Source organism: Vitiosangium sp. GDMCC 1.1324 (assembly GCF_003044305.1).
In the GTDB taxonomy this organism is placed as follows: Bacteria; Myxococcota; Myxococcia; order Myxococcales; family Myxococcaceae; genus Archangium.
Genome location: NZ_PZOX01000021.1, coordinates 77,207 through 95,450 on the forward strand (window position 1 = coordinate 77,207; position 18,244 = coordinate 95,450).

Sequence of the window (18,244 nt, forward strand, 5' to 3'; positions counted from 1 at the left end):
CTCTACCAACCTCCCACGAGGAACAGCTGCACTGAAGTGTTCCTACCATCACCGAGCCGCCCTTGGGGATGACTCCCCGCGTTCAGCGACAGGGCCAGGGTGGGGCGCATCCCTCCTGGGAGCCCTGCCCCGCCTTTCTGGGTGACAGGCGGCCGGGCGGCGGCCTCCCGCTGGAAGAAGAGCCGGTCGACGGCCCAGGACAGGCCCAGCCCGGTGGCCGTCCCCAGCACGTCCCAGGTCAGGTCCTTCACGGAGAAGAAGCTCCCACGCGCGGCGTCGTAGAGCTCCTTGGCCACCCCCGCCCCGAGCGCCACCCCCGCGCCCGTCAGCCACCGGGCCTCCGGGGCCTCGAAGAGGAGCGCCCCACCGGCATACCCCGCGCCGGCCAGGCCCGCGCTGACGCTGTAGTGCAGCGCCTTGTCCCGGCCGAACCAGTCGTCCCGGGAAGGAATCTCGGACACCTCGCCCCGGGCGGAGAGTGGCGCGAGCAACGACAGACACAGGGAAGTCAGGAGGCCTTCTCGGGTGGTCATGACGCTCCATGACACCACCGCGCGGGCTCCCCGTCAGCCCTCGTGGGATGTCCCGGGTGGGGCTGGGGAACCTGTCGCGTCGGTTTTCGAGACTCGGGGCCCGCTTGCACGTATGCTCGGGGTCCGTGACCCGACCCGGCGAATCCCTCTTCGACCTCCGCCAGCCCTCGTCCCGCCACCCTGGACTGGACGGGGCACGAGGATTGGCCGTGGTGGCGATGGTGCTGGGACACACGCTGGACGCCCTGCTCTCGCCGGAGCTGCGCGCCCACCCGTGGGTGCAGCGCTACTGGGAGCTGCGCGGCCTCACCGCTCCGCTCTTCCTGTTGGTGGCGGGCTTCGCGGTGGTGGCCGCGCTCGGCACCGCCCCGGGGACCGCGAGCCAGTCCTTCGGCCGCCGGGCGCGGCGGGCCCTGCTGCTCCTCTTCCTCGGCTACCTGTTGCACTGGCCGGGATGGGACACCGTCCACGCGCTCGGCTGGAGCGAGGAATTGCGCTCGCTCGTCTTCGCCTTCGACGCGCTGCAGAGCATCGGGGTGAGCCTGCTGGTGGGCGCGGCGGTGCTGGTGCTGGCGCGCGGCACCTGGACGCGGGCCGTGATGCTCGCCGCGCTGGCCGTGGGCATCCCCCTGGCGAGCACGTGGATGTGGAGCGCCTCCACCGACTGGTCCGTGGAGCTGCGGCAGGCGGTGGGCATGCCGGGCTCGCGCTTCCCGCTCTTCCCCTGGGCGGGTTTCTTCTTCGCCGGAGCGCTCGCGGCACACCTGCTGCGGCTGCTGCGATCCGGCTGGCCTCAGGGCCTGGCACTGGTGGCGCTCGGCTCGGGGCTGATGCTGCTCACGCACCTGCTGCCCGCGGACTGGGGCCCCACCAGCGCGTGGCTCGTGGCCTTCCGCGTGGGTCAGGGGTTCCTGGTGCTGGGCGCCGTCAACCTGGCGCCCCCGGTGTTCTCCCGGCTGCTGGCGCCCCTGGGCCGCACGTCGCTCTGGTTGTATGTGTTGCACCTCCCGGTGGTGTACGGCTGGGCCGGAACGCCGGGCCTCGCCGGGCGCCTGGGCCCCACCCTGGGACTGCTCCCCGCCTTGGGTGTGGGTGTGGCGCTGCTCGCGGTGTGCTACGCGCTCGCCCGCCTGGGAAAGCTGATCCGAGGGCGGCGCCATTCCGCGGATAGCGCGACGTGGCGCGCCCGTCCCGTGCCGATGAACGGCACCCCGATGCGCTCCGGCCAGCGCATCTGACTGACGCACCGCGTTTCCCTCCCTCCCCTTGGGACTGCTACTTTCCTGACAAGCTTCCGGCGCCCCCCCCACCTGGACCCGAAGGGTCTCCCTGCCGCGGAGCTCAGTGAAAGAACAGACTCATGAAACTCAACTCGCTCGTTCGTCCCCTGATCCTGGTCGCCGCCACCACGGGCGCCACGGCCTTCGCCCAGGCCGCGAAGCCCGCCGCTCCGGCCGCGCCGGCCACCGCCGCCCAGAAGGTCGTCATCGATCGCGCCCTGCTCAACGCGTTCAAGGTCCTGCCCACCCGCTTCGAGGACGCGAAGAACCCCATCACCGCCGAGAAGGTGGAGCTGGGACGGATGCTGTACTTCGACACCCGTCTGTCGAAGAACCAGGACGTGTCCTGCAACAGCTGCCATGACCTGAACAAGTATGGCGTGGACGGCAAGCCCACCTCGCCGGGCCACAAGAAGCAGCTCGGCGGCCGCAACTCGCCCACCGTGTACAACGCCGGTGGCCACATCCTTCAGTTCTGGGACGGCCGCGCCCCCAACCTCGAGGAGCAGGCCAAGGGCCCCATCCTCAACCCCGTCGAGATGGCGATGCCCAACGCCGAGCGCGTCGTGGAGACGGTGAAGTCCATCCCCGGCTACGTCACGTCCTTCCAGAAGGCCTTCCCGGGCGAGGCGGATCCGGTGACGTACGACAACCTGGCCAAGGCCATTGGCGCGTTCGAGCGCCAGCTCGTCACGCCCTCGCCCTTCGACAAGTACCTGGCCGGTGACGAGAACGCCCTCACCGAGGCGCAGAAGGCCGGCCTGAAGAAGTTCCTCGATCAGGGCTGCCAGACCTGCCACAACGGCCCCGCCATCGGCGGCTCGCTGCAGAAGCTGGGTCTCGTGGTACCCTTCCAGACGAAGGACCAGGGCCGCTTCGAGGTGACGAAGAACGAGGCGGACCGGATGATCTTCCGCGTCCCCACCCTGCGCAACGTGACGAAGACGGGCCCGTGGTTCCACGATGGCTCGGTGAAGGAGCTGCCCACGGCCGTGAAGCTGATGGCCCAGCACCAGTTCGGCAAGCAGATCAGCGACGACGACGCGAAGTCCATCGTTGTCTTCCTCGATGCGCTCACCGGCGAGCTGCCCAAGAGCTACATCGCCAAGCCGAAGCTGCCCGCCAGCGGCCCGAAGACGCCGAAGCCGGATCCGTCGTGACGTGAAGCACCGGCCCCCGCCCCGCGGCCATGGCTAGGACGCCATGCGCTCCCGGGAAGGGGGCTCGGTGGCCCGGCCCCGCTCATCCAGGGCACGGACCACCGCCTCGAGGGCCGCGATGCGCCGGCCGGCGCGTCCTCGGGCCCATGGTTCGGGAAGCCGAGAGCCCAGCTGCTCCGCCCCCTGCTCCACCCCGCCCGTCTTGTTCTTGAGCGCCCGCGCGCACGCCAGCCGCACGTTCACCGCCTCGGGCACCGGGAAGCCATCGCGCCGCAGCAGGTCCAACGCGAACGTCGTCCACACCGCGAGCTTGTCTCCTGGACGCAGGAAGGCCTGGAAACGCGCGAGGCCCGCCTCCAGCGGCTCACCCGACAGCAGCACCTCCTCGGGCAGCTCCACGTGCAGCGACGTGCTGCGGGCCATCGGCCGCCGGGGAGCGAGGATGGTCTCGAAGCGCTCGCCCGTGCTCGGGCGCATCGCCACCAGGTGCACCAGCTCCGAGGGAATGCCCATCTCCGAGGGATGCGCGTTGGCCTCGGCGTACAGGAGCACGAGGTGCTCGAAGTCCTCGGCGATGGAGCGCAGCTCCAACGGCGGCTGCCACGCGGACTTGTAGATGCGCCGGCGCGGCGGATCCGTCCGCTTCTCCTGACAGTCGAGCTGCGTGTCCACCATGTACTCGAAGGCGCGCAGCATGGTGTCGAAGCGCTCCTGCTCGCCCTCGAGCGCCCCGAGAACCTCCACCACCGCCTCGATGGTGGAGACGCAGTGCTCCTCCGGCTCCGCGCGGATGCGGTAGTTGCTGGGGCGGCGTGGGACGAAGCCGATGCGCGGCAGCCCCGCGAGCAGCGGGTTCGTCTTCACCAGCTTGCGCGCGAGGGGCCAGGTTCCGTCCACCACGATGAGCGTCTCGGGCGGCTGCTTCCTCGCCTCTTCCATGGGGATGGCCTCCTCGCCCGGGAAGAGGACGGCCACGCGCTCGGGACGGGCCGCGAGCTCCTCGAGCCGCGCATGGCCGGAGAAGTCCACGCCCACGTAGAGCTCGGAGTTGGGCAGGGACAGGTGGGCCATGCGGGCCGTACCGATGGCCACCCGCCGCTCACGGGGATGCTGGAGGAAGACGACCCGCGTGCGCGAGTCCACCCGGGGCACGCGCGCGCAGTAGCACGTGGACTCGGGACGCAGGCAGCGGAGACAGAGGGAACGCACCCCGCCGCTTTAGCGGTCTCACTGGGAGCCGGCAAGAACTGGCCGCACCGGGGTGGGAGATGAGGAGCCAAGGTGCCCGCTCGCCTGGGGGAAACCAGGGGAGCAGGGGCCGGTCCCTTCCCCTGGCACACGACCTCTCCCGTGCTAAGCCCACCACCAGCGCGGCCTCCCTCCTCGCCGCGCGCATAGGGAGCTTCATGAGCCAGGCAACCCTCTCTCAACAACCCCTCGCCTTCGACCTTCTCGACCCCCAGGCCGCCCGGAATCCGCATCCGCTCTACCATGCGCTCCGGGAGAAGCAGCCGGTCCACTGGAGCCCCCAGCTCCAGGGCTGGGTGCTCACCCGCCACGCCGACATCTCCCAGGCGCTGAAGGCGCCCCGGCTGGTGGCCGGGCCCATGACGATGCAGTTCGAGCGCATCCCCGAGGAAGAGCGCAAGCAGCTCACGCCGCTGCGCGACTCCGTCGCCATGTGGATGGGGCACACCACCCACGAGGGCCACCTCCGCTTCCAGGCGCTGCTCAAGCGCTACTTCACCCCGCGCACCGTGGAGGATTTCCGGCCGCGCATCCAGGCCCTCACCGACTCGTTGCTCGACGCCGCCGCGGCCAAGGGCACCATCGACCTGGTGCAGGAGCTCGCCATCCCCCTGCCCTCGATGGTCATCGCCGAGATGCTCGGCGTGCCGCTCACCGACGAGCACATGCTCCAGAAATGGTCCCGGGACCTGGCGGCCATCTTCAGCACTGCCGACGTGAAGCAGCTCCACCAGAGCCAGAAGAGCGTCACGGAGATGATGGACTACATGCGCGGGGTGCTCTCCAAGTATCGCCGCTCCCCGGACAGCGGAAACATCCTCGAGGTCTTCCTGCGCGCCCAGGACGAGGGCCTCGTCAGCGAGGAGGAGATCCTCGCCAACTGTGTGCTGCTCCTGTTCGCCGGCCACGAGACCACCGCGCGGCTCATCAGCCGGGGCATGGCGCTCCTGTTCGATCACCCGGAGCAGCTCGCGCTGCTGCGGCAGGATCCCTCGCTCATCCCCCAGGGCGTGGAGGAGATGCTGCGCTACGGTGACATCGCCGCCATGATCACCCGGCTCGCCACCGCGCAGGTGGAGCTCGACGGGAATGAGATCCAGCCCTACCAGATGGTGTACCTGATGCTCGCCGCGGCGAACCGGGATCCCGCGATCTTCCCCGAGCCGGACAAGTTCGACGTCACCCGCAAACCGGGCAAACACGTGGCGTTCGGGTATGGCTCGTTCTACTGCCTGGGCGCGGCGCTGGCCCGCCTGGAAGCCCACGTCTTCTTCGAGACGCTGCTGCGGCGCTTCCCCCAGGTGCGGCCCGCGAAGGGCACCACGGCCACGTGGCAGCAGCGCAGCCTCCTCACCGAGGATCTGATCACACTGCCGGTGGAGCTGTAGCCCACCACCGCCTCTGCCGCCGGGCTCGAACACGGGCCCGGTGCGGAGGTTTCCAGGCCCTCGGTACTGGCGGGAGTCGTGTACGCTCCCGTGTCCCATGGAAGCAGTGAGGGGTGGCATGCGATTGAGGAGTCTGGCGGTGGTGTTGCTCCTGAGCGGCTGTCAGCAGCAGTCCGCCCGGACCGAGCCAGGGAACGAGCAGGAGAGTCCGGCTGGCTCCGAGCAGGCCTCTGGCACGCAGCAGCCCTCCACTCCGGAAGCGCCCGAGGGGCGTCAGCCACCTCCCGCGGTGGAGATTCCCGACCAGAGCTGGTCAGCGCGCTCCGCCGATGGGAATGCGGAGGTCCGGCAGACCGCGTACAGGGACGGGAAGACGCCCCGGTGCACGAGCGTCGCGACGCTCTCGTCGCCGGAGGATGGACCGAGCGTGATGTGGAAGTGGGAGACCTGCATCGCGACGAGGGAGCAGCTCAAGTTCGTCTCTCCGGATGGGAAGCGGGTGCTCGTGATCGACCCGTTCCCGGCGGCCCTGCCGGGCAACTGGAAGGACGTGGAGGTGGCCACGCTCTACGAGCACGGCGTGCGCATGAAGGGCGCGAAGGCGGGAGCCCTCGTCGGCGCGCCGGTCGAGGTGCGGGAGCCCACGCCTCGCATCGCCTGGGTGAAGGGCCAGACAGGCATCGAAGGGGAGCCACCGCACTACACCTCCGACGGGAAGGCGGTCGAGTTCGAGACAGCGGACGGACATGCATTCCGCCTGGGCTTCGAGGGAGAGGGCTTTCCGGCCTCGTCCGAGGAGAAGCACGCCTTCGCCGCGACGGAGGGCATGTACCGGTACAAGGACGAGAAGGGGACGGAGCACTTCGTGGGCTCGCGCGGGGAGATTCCCGCCCGGTATCGCGCCCGGGCCGTGCCCGTGGAGGCCCAGGTGGGCGTGTTCACCATGAAAGGCCCTCTCGCTGGAGAGGAACCACCTCCTTCCGAGTCCAAGCCGGCCGACTCCAAGCCGAAGCCTCCATCTCCACCCGTTGCCGGTAAGGACGGAAAGGACCCGGGTCCCAAGAGCACGCTGGAGAAACCCGAGGTGCCCACGCCCGCCGAGCTCCTCGAGAGGGCCCGCGAGACCGCGAAGAAGGCCGAGGAGTCCCAACACAACAAGGAGAAGGCGTTGGACGAGGCGCAGCAGAACGAGAAGCACTGACTGCTACTCGTTGGACGTTCTGCAATCATCTCAAAGTCACGAGCTAGAAACGCCCGACCATGGACCTGGACGACATTTTCGAAGCCTTTCGCAGGACGGGCCGCAAAGGCGGCGTGGTGGCGTTCCTGCTCGGCGCCATCATCCTAGCCGGTGGCATTTCTCTCGCGCAGGACGCGAAGAAATCGTCGCGCCATTTCGACGGCGAGCTCGAGATCATCGCCGCGTTCTTCATCGTCGGCGGCGTAGCCACCGTGGGAGGACTGAAGCTCATCGTCGAGGGAGACAGCGCCCGGTACGAGCCGCCACCCGAGCGCGCGCAGCCGAGGGATCCACTCGACTCCGTCCCCCTGCCCTATGCGCTGTGCCTCCAGTGTCCACGGGTCGTGAAGAACTGGCACGTCACGACCTGCACCCAATGTGGAAGCGACCTGGTGAACATCCGGAGCGAGGAGGACGAGCAATGGGCCCGCGAGACGCTGGCGGCCCGAAATGGCAGGCCAGTGGCGCGTCCCGCCCCCCGGAAGGCCCCCAGAGCGCCACGGCGCACGAGATGACGGGGGATCCATCGTGAACCTCCTCCTCCTCCAGGACTCCGACTTCCTCCCGGACGGCACCGTCCAGATGACCGGCCGCCGCGCCCAGCACGCCCGCGAGGTGCTCCGCGCCGAGCCGGGAGAAACACTCCGCGTGGGCAGGCTGGGCGGGCTCGTGGGCACCGGCGAGGTACTGGAGAACACCCCGGGCCTCCTCCGCCTGCGCGTCTCCCTCACCGACCCGCCTCCGCCTCGCGCGGGCGTGGACCTGCTGCTCGCCATTCCCCGCCCCAAGGCCCTCAAGCGCGTGCTGCCCGCCGTGGCCCAGCTCGGCGTGGACCGCGTGGTGCTCGTCAACGCCGCCCGCGTGGAGAAGAGCTACTTCGACTCCAAGGTGCTGGCCCCGGACTTCGTCGAGGAGCTCCTCCACCAGGGCCTCGAGCAGGCCCGCGACACCCGGCTCCCCGAGGTGCTCGTCCGCGAGCGCTTCCGCCCCTTCGTCGAGGACGAGCTGGACACCGTCTTCGGCACCGGCGCCCTCCGGCTCCTCCCCCACCCGCCCGCGCAACAGCCGCTCACCCGGACAGGCGTTCATGACGCACCGCGTGTGGTGCTGGCCGTGGGCCCCGACGGTGGCTGGGTGCCCTTCGAGGCGGAGCTGCTGGAGGCCCACGGCTTCCGCCCCTTCTCCCTGGGCCCTCGGATCCTCCGGGTGGAGACGGCCGTCCCCGTCCTCCTCGGCCAGGTGGCATTGCTACGGGAGGACACTGCGCGCACGACCTAGCGCATCGTGCTTGAAGGCGCGCGGGGGGTTGTTCAAGAGTCGTCCCCCATGGCGAAGACGACCAAACCCAGAGCCCAAGCAACCGCCGCAGTGAACACGCCGCCGCAGGACGAGGCGCCCGAGCAGCAGCCCCTGGTGACTCCCGAGTCCGAGGCCAAGGCGAAGCCCGCCAGCCACGACACGGCGCCCCCGCCCGCGCTGCTCGACTTCATGATGACGGGGTGGAAGCCCCAGCTCGGGAAGCTGCCGCCGAAGCTGAAGTACGCGGAGTCCTTCGCGGCCCGCCGCAAGGCGCTCTCGAAGCTCTTCCCGGGCGAGACGCTCGTCATCCCCACCGGCCACGAGAAGGTGCGCGCCAACGACACCTACTACCGCTTCCGGCCGGGCACAGACTTCTACTACCTGACGGGCAACATGGAGCCCGACTGTGTGCTGGTGCTCCAGCCGAATCAGGGCGGTGGCCACACGGACATCCTCTTCGTGGAGCCGAACCCGGGCCGCAGTGACTCCACCTTCTTCACGGATCGCGTGAAGGGCGAGCTGTGGGTGGGCCCGCGGCTGGGCGTGAAGGAGAGCCAGGCGCGCTTCGGCGTGCACGAGGCTCGCGGCCTGCCCGAGCTGCAGACGTTCCTGGAGGGCCTGCGGGGCGCGGTGGTGGTGCCCACGCGCGTGCTGCGCGGCCACTCGGCGAAGGTGGACGGCGCGGTGCCCGAGCACGCCGAGCGCGACAAGCAGCTGGCCACAGCGCTGTCCGAGATGCGGCTGCTCAAGGACAAGCAGGAGGTGCGCGAGCTGGAGGCGGCCATCGACTCCACGCACCGGGGCTTCGAGGACGTCATCCGCCGGCTGAAGGCGGCCCGGAGCGAGCGTGAGGTGGAGGGCGTGTTCAACCTGCGGGCGCGCGTCGAGGGCAATGACGTGGGCTACGGCACCATCGCGGCGGCGGGCCACCACGCGTGCGTGCTGCACTGGACGCGCAATGACGGCGACCTCAAGAAGGGCGAGCTGCTGCTGCTGGACGCGGGCGTGGAGGGCAACAGCCTCTACACGGCGGACATCACGCGCACGCTGCCCATCTCCGGCCGGTTCTCCAAGGAGCAGCGGGAGATCTACGAGCTGGTACTGGAGGCGCAGGATAGAGCCATCGACGCGGTGAAGCCGGGCAACGACTTCATGGAGCCCAACCGGGTGGCGATGCGCGTGCTGGCCGAGGGCCTGTACGAGCTGGGCATCCTCAAGACGAAGCCAGAGGAGGCGCTGAAGGACGAGAACCAGTTCTACAAGCGCTACTCGCTGCACAACGTCAGCCACATGCTGGGCCTGGACGTGCATGACTGCGCGCAGGCGAGGCAGGAGGCGTACAAGTTCGGCAAGCTGAAGGCGGGCATGGTGCTGACGGTGGAGCCGGGCCTGTACTTCCAGAAGGACGATCTGACGGTGCCGGCGAAGTACCGGGGCATCGGCGTGCGCATCGAGGACGACGTCCTGGTGACGAAGACGGGCTGCCGCGTGCTGTCCGAGGACATCCCTCGCCAGACGAAGGACGTCGAGGAGTGGATGAAGCAGATCTGGAGCGAGAAGCGCTAACTCGACTCCGAGGGTGCTCGGGCTCTTCCGAGCACCCTCCCCTACTTCCGAGGCCCGGACGCCCGGTCGTAGCACCCGAGCAGCAGCCGTGCGCGTGAAGGCCCGGGTTGATGGCCCCACTGAACCACGGGCGTGCCCTGGAGATAGGACTGCATCTCCAGGACCTGCGCGCGTGACACGAGCCCCAGCCGCTTCAGGAGCTGGAGCGACTCGCAGTCCGCGCGCTCCTCGTCGGAATCACTCGCGGACATTCCGTGAGCGCACGCGTGGCCGAACCAGAAGAGCTGCACCGGTGAAGGCAGCCGCGCCAACAACGCGGGGTTGTACTCGACATGCGCCGGTACGCCGGGCCACGCGGGGAACCACAGCCCGACATCCGCGAGCGAGGTATTCGGCACGAAGGCCACCGGCACGCCCGAGGTGGACACACAGGACATGGGCACGCCCGCGATCCGGGGATGGTACGGAGTCGAGGGTTGGGCCCGCGCGAGCCCGGGCAGGCCCGCGAGCGCCGTGAGCAACAGCAAGAGGCAACGCGTCCTCATGGCTCCCGAGAGCCTCCGAGCTGATCCAGCTCCACGTTGAGCCGGGCCAACAGACGGGTGAGCTCCGCTCGATCCTGCTCCGGCCACGAGGCGAAGACGCGGCGCAGCGGCTGCATCCGGGCCAGGCGGGCCTTGGCGAGGCACTGCTCCCCTTGGGGCGTGACACGCAGCAGCGCCGAGCGGGCATCGCGCTCGTCCGCGATGGCCTCCACCAGCCCCACCTCCTCGAACCGTGCGAGGTGCCGGCTCGCCGTCGACTTGTCGATTCCGAATCGGCGGGCCACCTCCCCCACCCGCAGCGGCCCGTCATCCGACAGCCGCACGAGCAACGCGTAGGTCCACCGGCCCAGAGTGCCCTCGTCGTCCTCTTCCGTCCAGATTGACCGGAGCGCGCGCCGAACGAACACGCTCATCTCCCGCTCCAGGGCCGTGAGCGTCGTCTGCTCACGTGTCTGTTCCTGCCGCTCCGCTTTCCGATGCTTGTCCATGTCCCCTCTACCTTTTCAATGACGCAAGACGGAGGAGAAGTCCATGACACGGCAAGTCGTTGCACGGCGCAACGATCGGCAGTATGTCCCGCGCAACCAACCCGAGAGCAGCCCGGCACTGCCCCACCCTCTGATGGGAAGGAACCGGACCGCCCTGAGCTGGGACGAACAAGGAGGCGGTGGGCCATGTGTGGAATTGCTGGATGGGTGGACTTCGAGCGGGACCTGACGCAGGAGCGAGGCACGGCGCAAGCGATGACGGACACGATGCGCAACCGGGGACCCGACGCCGAGGGGCTGTGGTTGGCCCGGCACGTGGCGCTGGGCCATCGGCGGCTGTCCATCATCGACCTGGAGGGCGGACGGCAGCCGATGGTGGCCGAGGAGAATGGTGCACCGGTGGCGGTCATCATCTACACCGGCGAGGTCTACAACTTCCGGGAGCTGCGCTCGGAACTCCAGACGCTCGGGCACCGCTTCCGGACCCAGAGCGACACCGAGGTCGTGCTGCATGCCTGGCAGCAGTGGGGCACCGCCTTCACCGAGCGGCTCAATGGCATGTATGCCTTTGCCATCTGGGACGTGCGCAAGCAGGAGTTGTTGCTGGTGCGCGACCGGATGGGCATCAAGCCGCTGTACTACTACCCCACCCCTGCGGGCGTGCTGTTCGGCTCGGAGCCCAAGGCCATCCTGGCCAACCCGCTGGCCCGTGCGGAGATGGATGACGATGGGCTGCGCGAGGTGCTGTCCTTCAGCAAGACGCCGGGGCGAGCCGTCTTCCGTGGCATGAGGGAGCTGCGTCCCGGCCACGTGCTGACGGTGCGGCGCGGGAGCCTGCGGGAGCAGGCCTACTGGAAGCTCGAGTCCCGGCCCCACACGGATGACCTGAAGACCACGGTGCGCACCATCCGCGAGCTGCTCGAGGACATCGTCGCCCGCCAGCTCATCTCCGACGTGCCACTGTGCTCACTGCTGTCGGGCGGACTGGACTCCAGCGTCATCACCGCGCTGGCGCAAAACGCCCTGCGGGCCCAGGGAGCCGGACCCGTGCGCTCGTTCGCCGTGGACTTCGTCGGCAACGCCCAGCACTTCCAGCCCGATGAGATCCGCGGCACGCCCGACGCTCCTTTCGTGGCCGATGTGGCCCGGCACGTCGCCTCGCACCACACGGACATCGTCCTCTCCGCCAACGAGCTGGCGGACCCCACCGCACGCGAGGCCGTGCTGCGCGCCAGGGATCTACCCCAGGGACTCGGAGACATGGACACGTCGATGTACCTGCTCTTCCGCGCCATCCGCCAGCACTCCACGGTGGCGCTCTCCGGCGAGTCGGCGGACGAGGTCTTCGGCGGCTACTCGTGGTTCCACATCCCGGAAATCGTCTCCGCCAACACCTTCCCCTGGATAGCCATGACGCTCATGCGGAGCGGCGCCAGGGCGCGCACCGAGGCGTTCGCCCCGGACCTGCGCCAGCGGCTGGGCCTTGAGGACTACATCGCCTCGCGCTACCAGGAAGCGCTCGCCGAGGTGCCCCACCTGGAGGGCGAGTCGGGCCAGGAGCGGCGCATGCGCGAGATATTCTATCTGCACCTCACGCGCTGGCTGCAGATGCTGCTGGACCGCAAGGATCGCATGAGCATGGCCACCGCCCTGGAGGTGCGGGTGCCGTTCTGCGATCACCGCCTGGTGGAGTACCTGTTCAACACGCCCTGGTCGATGAAGACCTTCGACGGGCACGAGAAGAGCCTGCTGCGCGCGGCCACCGCCGACGTGCTGCCGCGCTCCGTGGTCGAGCGGCGCAAGAGCCCCTACCCCTCCACGCAGGACCCCGAGTACGCGAAGGCCCTGCGCCGCCAGCTCGCCGCGATCCTCGACAACAGCCGGGCCCCGGTGTTGCCCTTGCTCGACCGCACCCAGGTACGCGCGATGGCGGAGGACACCCAGAGCCCATCCACCCAGTTCTCCCGGGCCCCCCTGGAGCAGGTGCTGATCCTCAACGACTGGCTGACCCGGTACGAGGTCCGGCTCGTGAGCTGACGGGCTCCGCCGCGCCTGGGCTACCCCGCGTCCACTTTGAACTCGCGGGGGAGCGTCGAGTCATCGGGCGTCACGGTGAAGGACAGGCGGCCGATCTCCCGCCCGTCCTCGGTCTCCATGGAGACGCGCCAGTCCCCGACCCGGGGGTTCGTCACGTACGCGAACGTCCGGTAGCCCCGCTCCCGCCCGCCCTGCTCCAGGTAGAGGTCGTCGTACGCGTGGTACTCCGTCCAGCCCTTCTCCGGGTCCTCGTAGAACCAGCGGATGACGAGCCGGGTGCCCCGGTCTCCTTCCCGCTGGGGCTTGAAGCTCGCGGGCGCGAAGACACTGGCGAAGAAGTAGACCCTGTCCCCCGGGCGCGCCCGGAAGTCCTGGTCCCCGCGCTCCCACAGCTTCCACTCGGAGCGCTCGTGGAGCAGCCGGTAGTCCCGGCCCCGAGGGCCCTTCACCACCTCCACGCCGTGGTAGATGCCGCTGGACAGCATGGACAGGGGCACCGGGGGAATGGCCTTCAACAGGTACAGCCCGAGCAGCAGCACCTGGACGCCGAGTCCCGGCAGGGCCACGTGCCGCAGCGTGCGCCGCCTGTCTCCACTCCATCTGCGCACCAGCAGGGTGAGGATCAGGGTCGCCACGCAGGACAGACCCGCCGCGGCCATGAACAACGTCCCACTGTAGTAGCCGAGCAGCACCGGCAGCAGGTACGCGAAGTATGAGGTGACGCAGAAGCTGAAGAGCGCCACGCGCACCACCGGCCCCCGGGCGCGGAAGCGCGGCAGCTCGTTGGCCACCAGCAGCCCGAACACCCCGGAGAGGAACAGGAGCGCCGTCAGTCCGGAAGCGCTCTTGAAGTAGAAGAGCGTGTAGGGGCTCAGCAGGCCTCCGAGGAAGAAGTGCAGCGCGTCCTCGCGAAAGCGCCATACGCGGGCCAGCCAGCGCGGCGGCTCCTCGCGCCAGTTCCAGCGCAGCTCCACCCCCAGCAGCAGCGCCAGCACGCCCAGGAACACGCCCTGCTTGGTGAGCGCGAAGCGGTTGTCGATGCGCGGCAGCGTGGCGATGTCGAAGGCGAAGCTCGCGAAGAAGAAGATCGCCAGCTCCCACTTCGCGTGGCGGGAGCGGAAGTCCTTCACCCGCGCCCTCAGCGAGGGAGACTTCTCCGTCGGGACGCCGTCCTCGGGCGGAGGGGTGACGGCGGGCGGAGGAGTGACGGCGGGCGCCTCGGAGACGACGGCGGGCGCCTCGGAGACGACGCCGAGCGGACCCACGGGCTCCAGCGCCGGAGTCTCCAGCTCAGGAGTACCGGTCGTCTCTCCAGGGGTGCGCGGTGTTGCTGTAGCCACTTCGTTCCCAGAAGCCTGGCGAGTCATGCCGGAGGAACTCGATGCGGCGGATCCACTTCGCCCCCTTCCAGGCGTAGAGCTGGGGCGTGATCATCCGCACCGGGCCGCCGTGCTCGCGCGGCAGCTGCTGCCCATTGTACGTGTGCACCAGCAGCACGTCGTCCTTGAGGGCCTCCTCGAGCGCCAGGTTGGTGGTGTAGCCGTCGTAGGCGTGCGCGAGGATGAATCCCGCCTCGGGCAGCGGCCGGGCGAGCGCCGCCAGCGTGGACAGCTGCACCCCCACCCACCGCACATCCATCAGGCTCCAGCCGGTGACGCAGTGGAAGTCGCTGGTGTCCTCGTGCTGAGGCAGCGCCAGGAAGTCCTTCCAGCTCAGCGTGACGGGCTGCTCCACCGCGCCGTTGATGCGCAGCTCCCACTGCTCCAGCGACGGGTGCTCGAACTCCGCGCCCAGGTCCAGCACGGGCCACTTGCGCGTCTGTGTCTGCCCCGGCGGCAGCTTGGGCATGCCGTGCCGGTTGGGAGGACCACTGCCCTGGGGGCGCTCGTCACTCACGCCCGGCGTGCGAGCCATCTTCTCCAGGTAGCGCGCCCGCAGCTTCAGGCGCGCCTCGATGATTCGCTGCTGCTTGTCGTCCAGGGCGGACATGTCCGTCAGGCGGGCGTCTTGCCGGCGACCATGTCCGCCAGCTCGCCGCGCTCTTCCAGCTCCATGAGGATGTCCGAGCCCCCCACGAACTTCCCGTTGATGAACACCTGGGGAATCGTGGGCCAGTTCGTGTACTCCTTGATGCCCTGGCGAACCTCGGGATCGGCCAGCACGTCCACCGTGTGCACCTCGCCGTGCTGCTGCAGGATGTGCAGCGCCCGCGCGGAGAAGCCGCACTGCGGGAACAGCGCGTTGCCCTTCATGAAGAGCACGATCTTGTGGTTGCCCACTTCCTTGTCGAAACGCGACTTCAGCTCTGCATTCATCGTTCCACTACCTCGTCAGCGAGACCCGAGCTTCTTCCACTGCTCGGGCGAATAGGTCTTGAGCGCGAGCGCATGCAGCTCGCCAGTCTTCAGCCAGTCCTGGAGGGGCGCGTACACCATCTGGTGCTGCTCCACCATGGACTTTCCCGCGAAGGTGGGGCTCACCACGCGCGCCTCGAAGTGGTCTCCCGTCCCCGTGGTGTCGCGCACCTCCACCTCCGAGCCGGGCAGTGCGCCGAGAATCCGCTGGCGGATGGCATCCGTTGCGAGCATCAGTTCAGTCCCTTCCCCTTCAGGAGCATGGCCGGGTCCACGCCCATGCTCTTCAATGTGTTGTCCCAGAGCAGACTCGGATCCCCCTCGAGCACCGGCCGGGCGGACGCCTCGGCGTAGAGCCACGAGCCGGAGGACAGCTCACTCTCCAGCTGGTTGGGGCCCCAACCGGCATAGCCCAGACAGAAGCGCAGGTGCACGCCCGGGTCCTTGAGCAGGGGGCCGAGCGTGTCCAGGGTGAGGCTGAGGTAGAGGCCGGGCACCACCTCGTGCTTCTCCGTCGCACGCTCGTCGTCGTGGAGGACGAAGCCCCGGTGGTTCTCCACGGGCCCGCCCATGAAGACGGGCTGGTGGGTCCGCTCGGGGGCGATGGTGAGGGACTGGTTCTTGGCCAGGTCCCCCAGTGTCAAGGAGGCGCCCCGGTTGATGATCAGCCCCATGGAGCCGGACTCCCCATGCTCGAGCATGAGGACGACCGAGCGCCGGAAGTTCGAATCCGTCAGTTGTGGCGTGGCCACGAGGAGGCCGGGAGCGAGTGTCTGCACACTGGGAAGTCTCGGCGCTTCGCCCCTTGCGCGCAACCGATTCGTACCCGTACGGGGCCGGGTGTCGGACTTAGTGCCAGCTCGTGTGCCGGGACTGCAGCGCCTGGGCGAGCTTCTCCGGCGCGAGCGGCTTGCCGATGAACAGATCCGCCCCCAGCCCCTTGCACTTGCGCGCCATGGACGCATCGCTCATGGCGCTCACGCCGATGAGGACGGCCTGGGGGAACTTCTCGCGCAGGCGGGCCATGAGGTTGGTGCCGCTGCGCCCGGGCAGGAAGACGTCCACGATGGCCGCGTCCATGCGCTTGTTGCGCACGGCGAACTCGGCCTCCTCGGCGCTGCCCACGGGCAGTGGCGCGTAGCCCCACTGGGTGAGCAGCTCCACCAGCAGCTCGCGGTGGGCCGGGTCATCCTCGACGATGAGGACCGAGCGCTTGACCTGCTCCAGCTTCAGGTTGTCGTCGGCTCGAGTCCTGGAGCGGGCATGGCCCGTGGCGATGGGAAGCTCCTCGTTGACGATGGACATGGCAACCCTTGGGGTGAGAGGGGGGATTTGTGTGGTGGCAACGAACACACCCCTGCTCGGAATTCCACATTGGCAACGTCCCAGAGGGCGAACCGCCGCCTCCCTCAAGTGCGACGCGTCCCCGCCCCGAGCGCCTGGGAGGCCAGCGAGGCGCCGAGCACCAGCAGCACGAGCAGTCCCCAGGCGGGCAGCACCACGCGGGCCCCGCCCTCGTAGATGAGGGCCGCGTAGCTGGTGCCCAGGTAGCGGCCGAGCGACATGGGCTCCATGCGGGCGATGCCGAAGAAGCTGACGGTGGACTCGGTGAGGATGGCCGTGGGCAGGCGGCTGAGGAAGACGGCGAGCACGAAGGGGCGCAGCGCGGGCCAGAGGTGGACGCGCAGCAGGTGCCAGCGGCTGGCGCCGAGGGCGCGCGAGGCGGCGATGAACTCCTGGCCCTCGAGCGTGGCCAGGCGGTTGCGGAACATGCGCGCCGGGCCCGCCCAGCCCACCAGGGCCAGGGACACCACCATGAGCCCGAAGGGGCCCAGGCCGCCCGCGTGGCCCGCGTCCAGCATGGACTGACCGGCGAGCTGCAACACCATCACCACCAGCACGTCCGGCAGCGCGAAGACGGCGTCCACGGCGCGCAGCAGCCAGTGCTCCACCGCGCCGCCAGCGGCCCGAGCCCCCATGGCCACACCGAGCCCCAGGACGGTGGACAGCGCGCCGGCCGCCAGGCCGATGGCCAGGGAGACCCACAGGCCCCCGAAAGCCAGCTCGCACACCGTGCGATCAGGGTGGGTGGGGTCCATGCCCAGCGGACAGGTGCGGGCGAGCGCCTCGGGGAAGACGCGGCCGGCGAGCCAGCTCGCGAGGCCCAGGCCCACGAGCAGCACGAGCCCCACCCACGCCCGCGTGGGCACGCGGCGCGCGCTCATGTGCGGGCCTCCCGGGCGCGAGGGTCCACGAGGAGCCGCACGAGCTCCACCGCGAGCCCGACGACGACGAGCAGCGAGGCGAAGATGGTGGTGGCCACCACCACCACGGCCACCTGCTTCTGGAGCACGGCGAGGACGTAGAGCTGGCCGAAGTACGGCAGGCCGAAGACGCGCTCGGCGGCGAAGGAGCCGGCGAGCAGCGCGGTGGCCACGGGGCCCACGGCATCCAGGAGCGCGGGCAGCACGTTGGGCAGCACGTGGCGCCACAGGACGGAGCGCGGGGACAGGCCCTTGCCGAGCGCGGTGCGCACATAGTCGCGAGCCAGCTCCGTCTCGAGCGCGTCCGCCACCAGGGTGCCGAGGAAGATGCCAGGCCACACGGAGATGACGAACGCGGCGCACAGCTCGGGCAGCAGGTGCCCGCGCTCCACCACGGAGGGAGCGAGCAGCAGCGCGGGGATGAAGACGGGGGTACCAAAGGCCGCGGCGGGCAGCGCGTCCCCGAGCACGGAGAGGCGGCTGCGGCGCCACCGGGCCCGGAGCAGCGCGAAGGCCAGGGCCCACCCGAGCGCGAGCACCAGGGCCACCAGGCCCACGCCCACGCTGCCGGAGAGCTTCCACAGCAGCTCATCGCCGGTGATGCCCTGGGCGCTGGTGCCCAGCCGCTCGCCGCGGAAGAGCTTCTCCCACGGGCGGAGGAAGCCGAGCGGCTGTCCCAGGCCGAGGTCCCTCCGGTAGGACGCGAGCACCTCTGGAGCCACCTGGCGCTTGGCGTCGTCCGCGGTGGTCAGCGGCAGCGCGGCCATGAGGAAGTAGGAGGCGATGGCGACGATGGGCACGAGCACCAGTTGCCGGCCGATGCGGACGAGTGCGGGAGACAT

At 69.5% G+C, this 18,244-nt stretch carries 20 protein-coding genes; 8 read left to right on the forward strand and 12 right to left on the reverse strand.

Features of this window, described 5'->3' with window-relative positions:
- Positions 1-2: 2 nt before the first annotated feature.
- Positions 3-533, reverse strand: a complete 531-nt coding sequence (locus DAT35_RS60195) for a hypothetical protein (protein WP_199243170.1) — start codon at positions 531-533, stop codon at positions 3-5.
- A 125-nt stretch (positions 534-658) separates the two neighbouring features.
- Between DAT35_RS60195 and DAT35_RS43170 the strand changes: the two genes are divergently transcribed.
- Positions 659-1,771, forward strand: coding sequence for an acyltransferase (locus DAT35_RS43170; protein WP_233262050.1), 1,113 nt, complete (start codon positions 659-661; stop codon positions 1,769-1,771).
- A gap of 122 nt (positions 1,772-1,893) precedes the next feature.
- On the forward strand, positions 1,894-2,973 hold the full coding sequence (locus DAT35_RS43175; protein ID WP_108075160.1) for a cytochrome-c peroxidase: 1,080 nt from the start codon (positions 1,894-1,896) through the stop codon (positions 2,971-2,973).
- A 33-nt stretch (positions 2,974-3,006) separates the two neighbouring features.
- Here the strand turns inward: DAT35_RS43175 and DAT35_RS43180 are convergent, their stop codons facing one another.
- On the reverse strand, positions 3,007-4,182 hold the full coding sequence (locus tag DAT35_RS43180) for a tRNA-uridine aminocarboxypropyltransferase (protein WP_108075161.1): 1,176 nt from the start codon (positions 4,180-4,182) through the stop codon (positions 3,007-3,009).
- Positions 4,183-4,379: 197 nt separating this feature from the next.
- Here DAT35_RS43180 and DAT35_RS43185 point away from each other — a divergent pair, with 197 nt between their 5' ends.
- From DAT35_RS43185 to DAT35_RS43205, 5 genes are all read left to right on the forward strand, one after another.
- Positions 4,380-5,609 carry a cytochrome P450 gene (locus DAT35_RS43185; RefSeq protein ID WP_108075162.1) on the forward strand — a complete coding sequence of 410 codons (1,230 nt, stop codon included), beginning with the start codon at positions 4,380-4,382 and terminating at the stop codon, positions 5,607-5,609.
- Positions 5,610-5,727: 118 nt separating this feature from the next.
- Positions 5,728-6,810: a hypothetical protein gene (locus tag DAT35_RS43190; RefSeq protein ID WP_146210117.1), complete on the forward strand. Its 1,083-nt coding sequence runs from the start codon at positions 5,728-5,730 to the stop codon at positions 6,808-6,810.
- A 59-nt stretch (positions 6,811-6,869) separates the two neighbouring features.
- Positions 6,870-7,364, forward strand: a complete 495-nt coding sequence (locus tag DAT35_RS43195) for a C-type lectin domain-containing protein (protein ID WP_108075164.1) — start codon at positions 6,870-6,872, stop codon at positions 7,362-7,364.
- 13 nt (positions 7,365-7,377) lie between these two features.
- A complete protein-coding gene (locus tag DAT35_RS43200; protein WP_108075165.1) occupies positions 7,378-8,127 on the forward strand; it encodes a 16S rRNA (uracil(1498)-N(3))-methyltransferase in 750 nt (249 codons plus the stop codon).
- 48 nt (positions 8,128-8,175) lie between these two features.
- On the forward strand, positions 8,176-9,714 hold the full coding sequence (locus tag DAT35_RS43205; RefSeq protein WP_108075166.1) for an aminopeptidase P family protein: 1,539 nt from the start codon (positions 8,176-8,178) through the stop codon (positions 9,712-9,714).
- A 41-nt stretch (positions 9,715-9,755) separates the two neighbouring features.
- Here the strand turns inward: DAT35_RS43205 and DAT35_RS43210 are convergent, their stop codons facing one another.
- Positions 9,756-10,259 carry a hypothetical protein gene (locus DAT35_RS43210; protein WP_108075167.1) on the reverse strand — a complete coding sequence of 168 codons (504 nt, stop codon included), beginning with the start codon at positions 10,257-10,259 and terminating at the stop codon, positions 9,756-9,758.
- Positions 10,256-10,747 (reverse strand): MarR family winged helix-turn-helix transcriptional regulator, encoded by a 492-nt coding sequence (locus DAT35_RS43215; protein ID WP_108075168.1) that lies wholly within the window; start codon positions 10,745-10,747, stop codon positions 10,256-10,258. The genes DAT35_RS43210 and DAT35_RS43215 overlap by 4 nt, the downstream gene beginning before the upstream one ends.
- A gap of 186 nt (positions 10,748-10,933) precedes the next feature.
- Between DAT35_RS43215 and asnB the strand changes: the two genes are divergently transcribed.
- On the forward strand, positions 10,934-12,784 hold the full coding sequence (gene asnB / locus DAT35_RS43220; protein WP_108075169.1) for an asparagine synthase (glutamine-hydrolyzing): 1,851 nt from the start codon (positions 10,934-10,936) through the stop codon (positions 12,782-12,784).
- A 20-nt stretch (positions 12,785-12,804) separates the two neighbouring features.
- Here the strand turns inward: asnB and DAT35_RS43225 are convergent, their stop codons facing one another.
- The 8 genes from DAT35_RS43225 to DAT35_RS43260 all read right to left on the reverse strand — a co-directional run bounded on the left by DAT35_RS43225 (position 12,805) and on the right by DAT35_RS43260 (position 18,244).
- Positions 12,805-14,124: a DUF2914 domain-containing protein gene (locus tag DAT35_RS43225; protein WP_233262051.1), complete on the reverse strand. Its 1,320-nt coding sequence runs from the start codon at positions 14,122-14,124 to the stop codon at positions 12,805-12,807.
- Entirely contained in the window at positions 14,075-14,773 is a 699-nt protein-coding gene (locus tag DAT35_RS43230) for a sulfite oxidase-like oxidoreductase (protein WP_108075171.1), read from the reverse strand. Before DAT35_RS43230 ends, DAT35_RS43225 begins: the two co-directional genes overlap by 50 nt.
- A 5-nt stretch (positions 14,774-14,778) precedes the next feature.
- Entirely contained in the window at positions 14,779-15,099 is a 321-nt protein-coding gene (grxD, locus tag DAT35_RS43235; RefSeq protein ID WP_108075172.1) for a Grx4 family monothiol glutaredoxin, read from the reverse strand.
- A gap of 15 nt (positions 15,100-15,114) precedes the next feature.
- Entirely contained in the window at positions 15,115-15,372 is a 258-nt protein-coding gene (locus tag DAT35_RS43240; protein WP_108075173.1) for a BolA family protein, read from the reverse strand.
- Entirely contained in the window at positions 15,372-15,917 is a 546-nt protein-coding gene (locus DAT35_RS43245) for a YqgE/AlgH family protein (RefSeq protein ID WP_108075174.1), read from the reverse strand. Before DAT35_RS43245 ends, DAT35_RS43240 begins: the two co-directional genes overlap by 1 nt.
- Before the next feature lie 70 nt (positions 15,918-15,987).
- Entirely contained in the window at positions 15,988-16,443 is a 456-nt protein-coding gene (locus DAT35_RS43250) for a response regulator (RefSeq protein ID WP_108075175.1), read from the reverse strand.
- Between the two features lie 104 nt (positions 16,444-16,547).
- On the reverse strand, positions 16,548-17,363 hold the full coding sequence (locus DAT35_RS43255) for an ABC transporter permease subunit (RefSeq protein ID WP_108075176.1): 816 nt from the start codon (positions 17,361-17,363) through the stop codon (positions 16,548-16,550).
- Positions 17,360-18,244 carry an ABC transporter permease gene (locus DAT35_RS43260; RefSeq protein WP_108075177.1) on the reverse strand — a complete coding sequence of 295 codons (885 nt, stop codon included), beginning with the start codon at positions 18,242-18,244 and terminating at the stop codon, positions 17,360-17,362. The genes DAT35_RS43255 and DAT35_RS43260 overlap by 4 nt, the downstream gene beginning before the upstream one ends.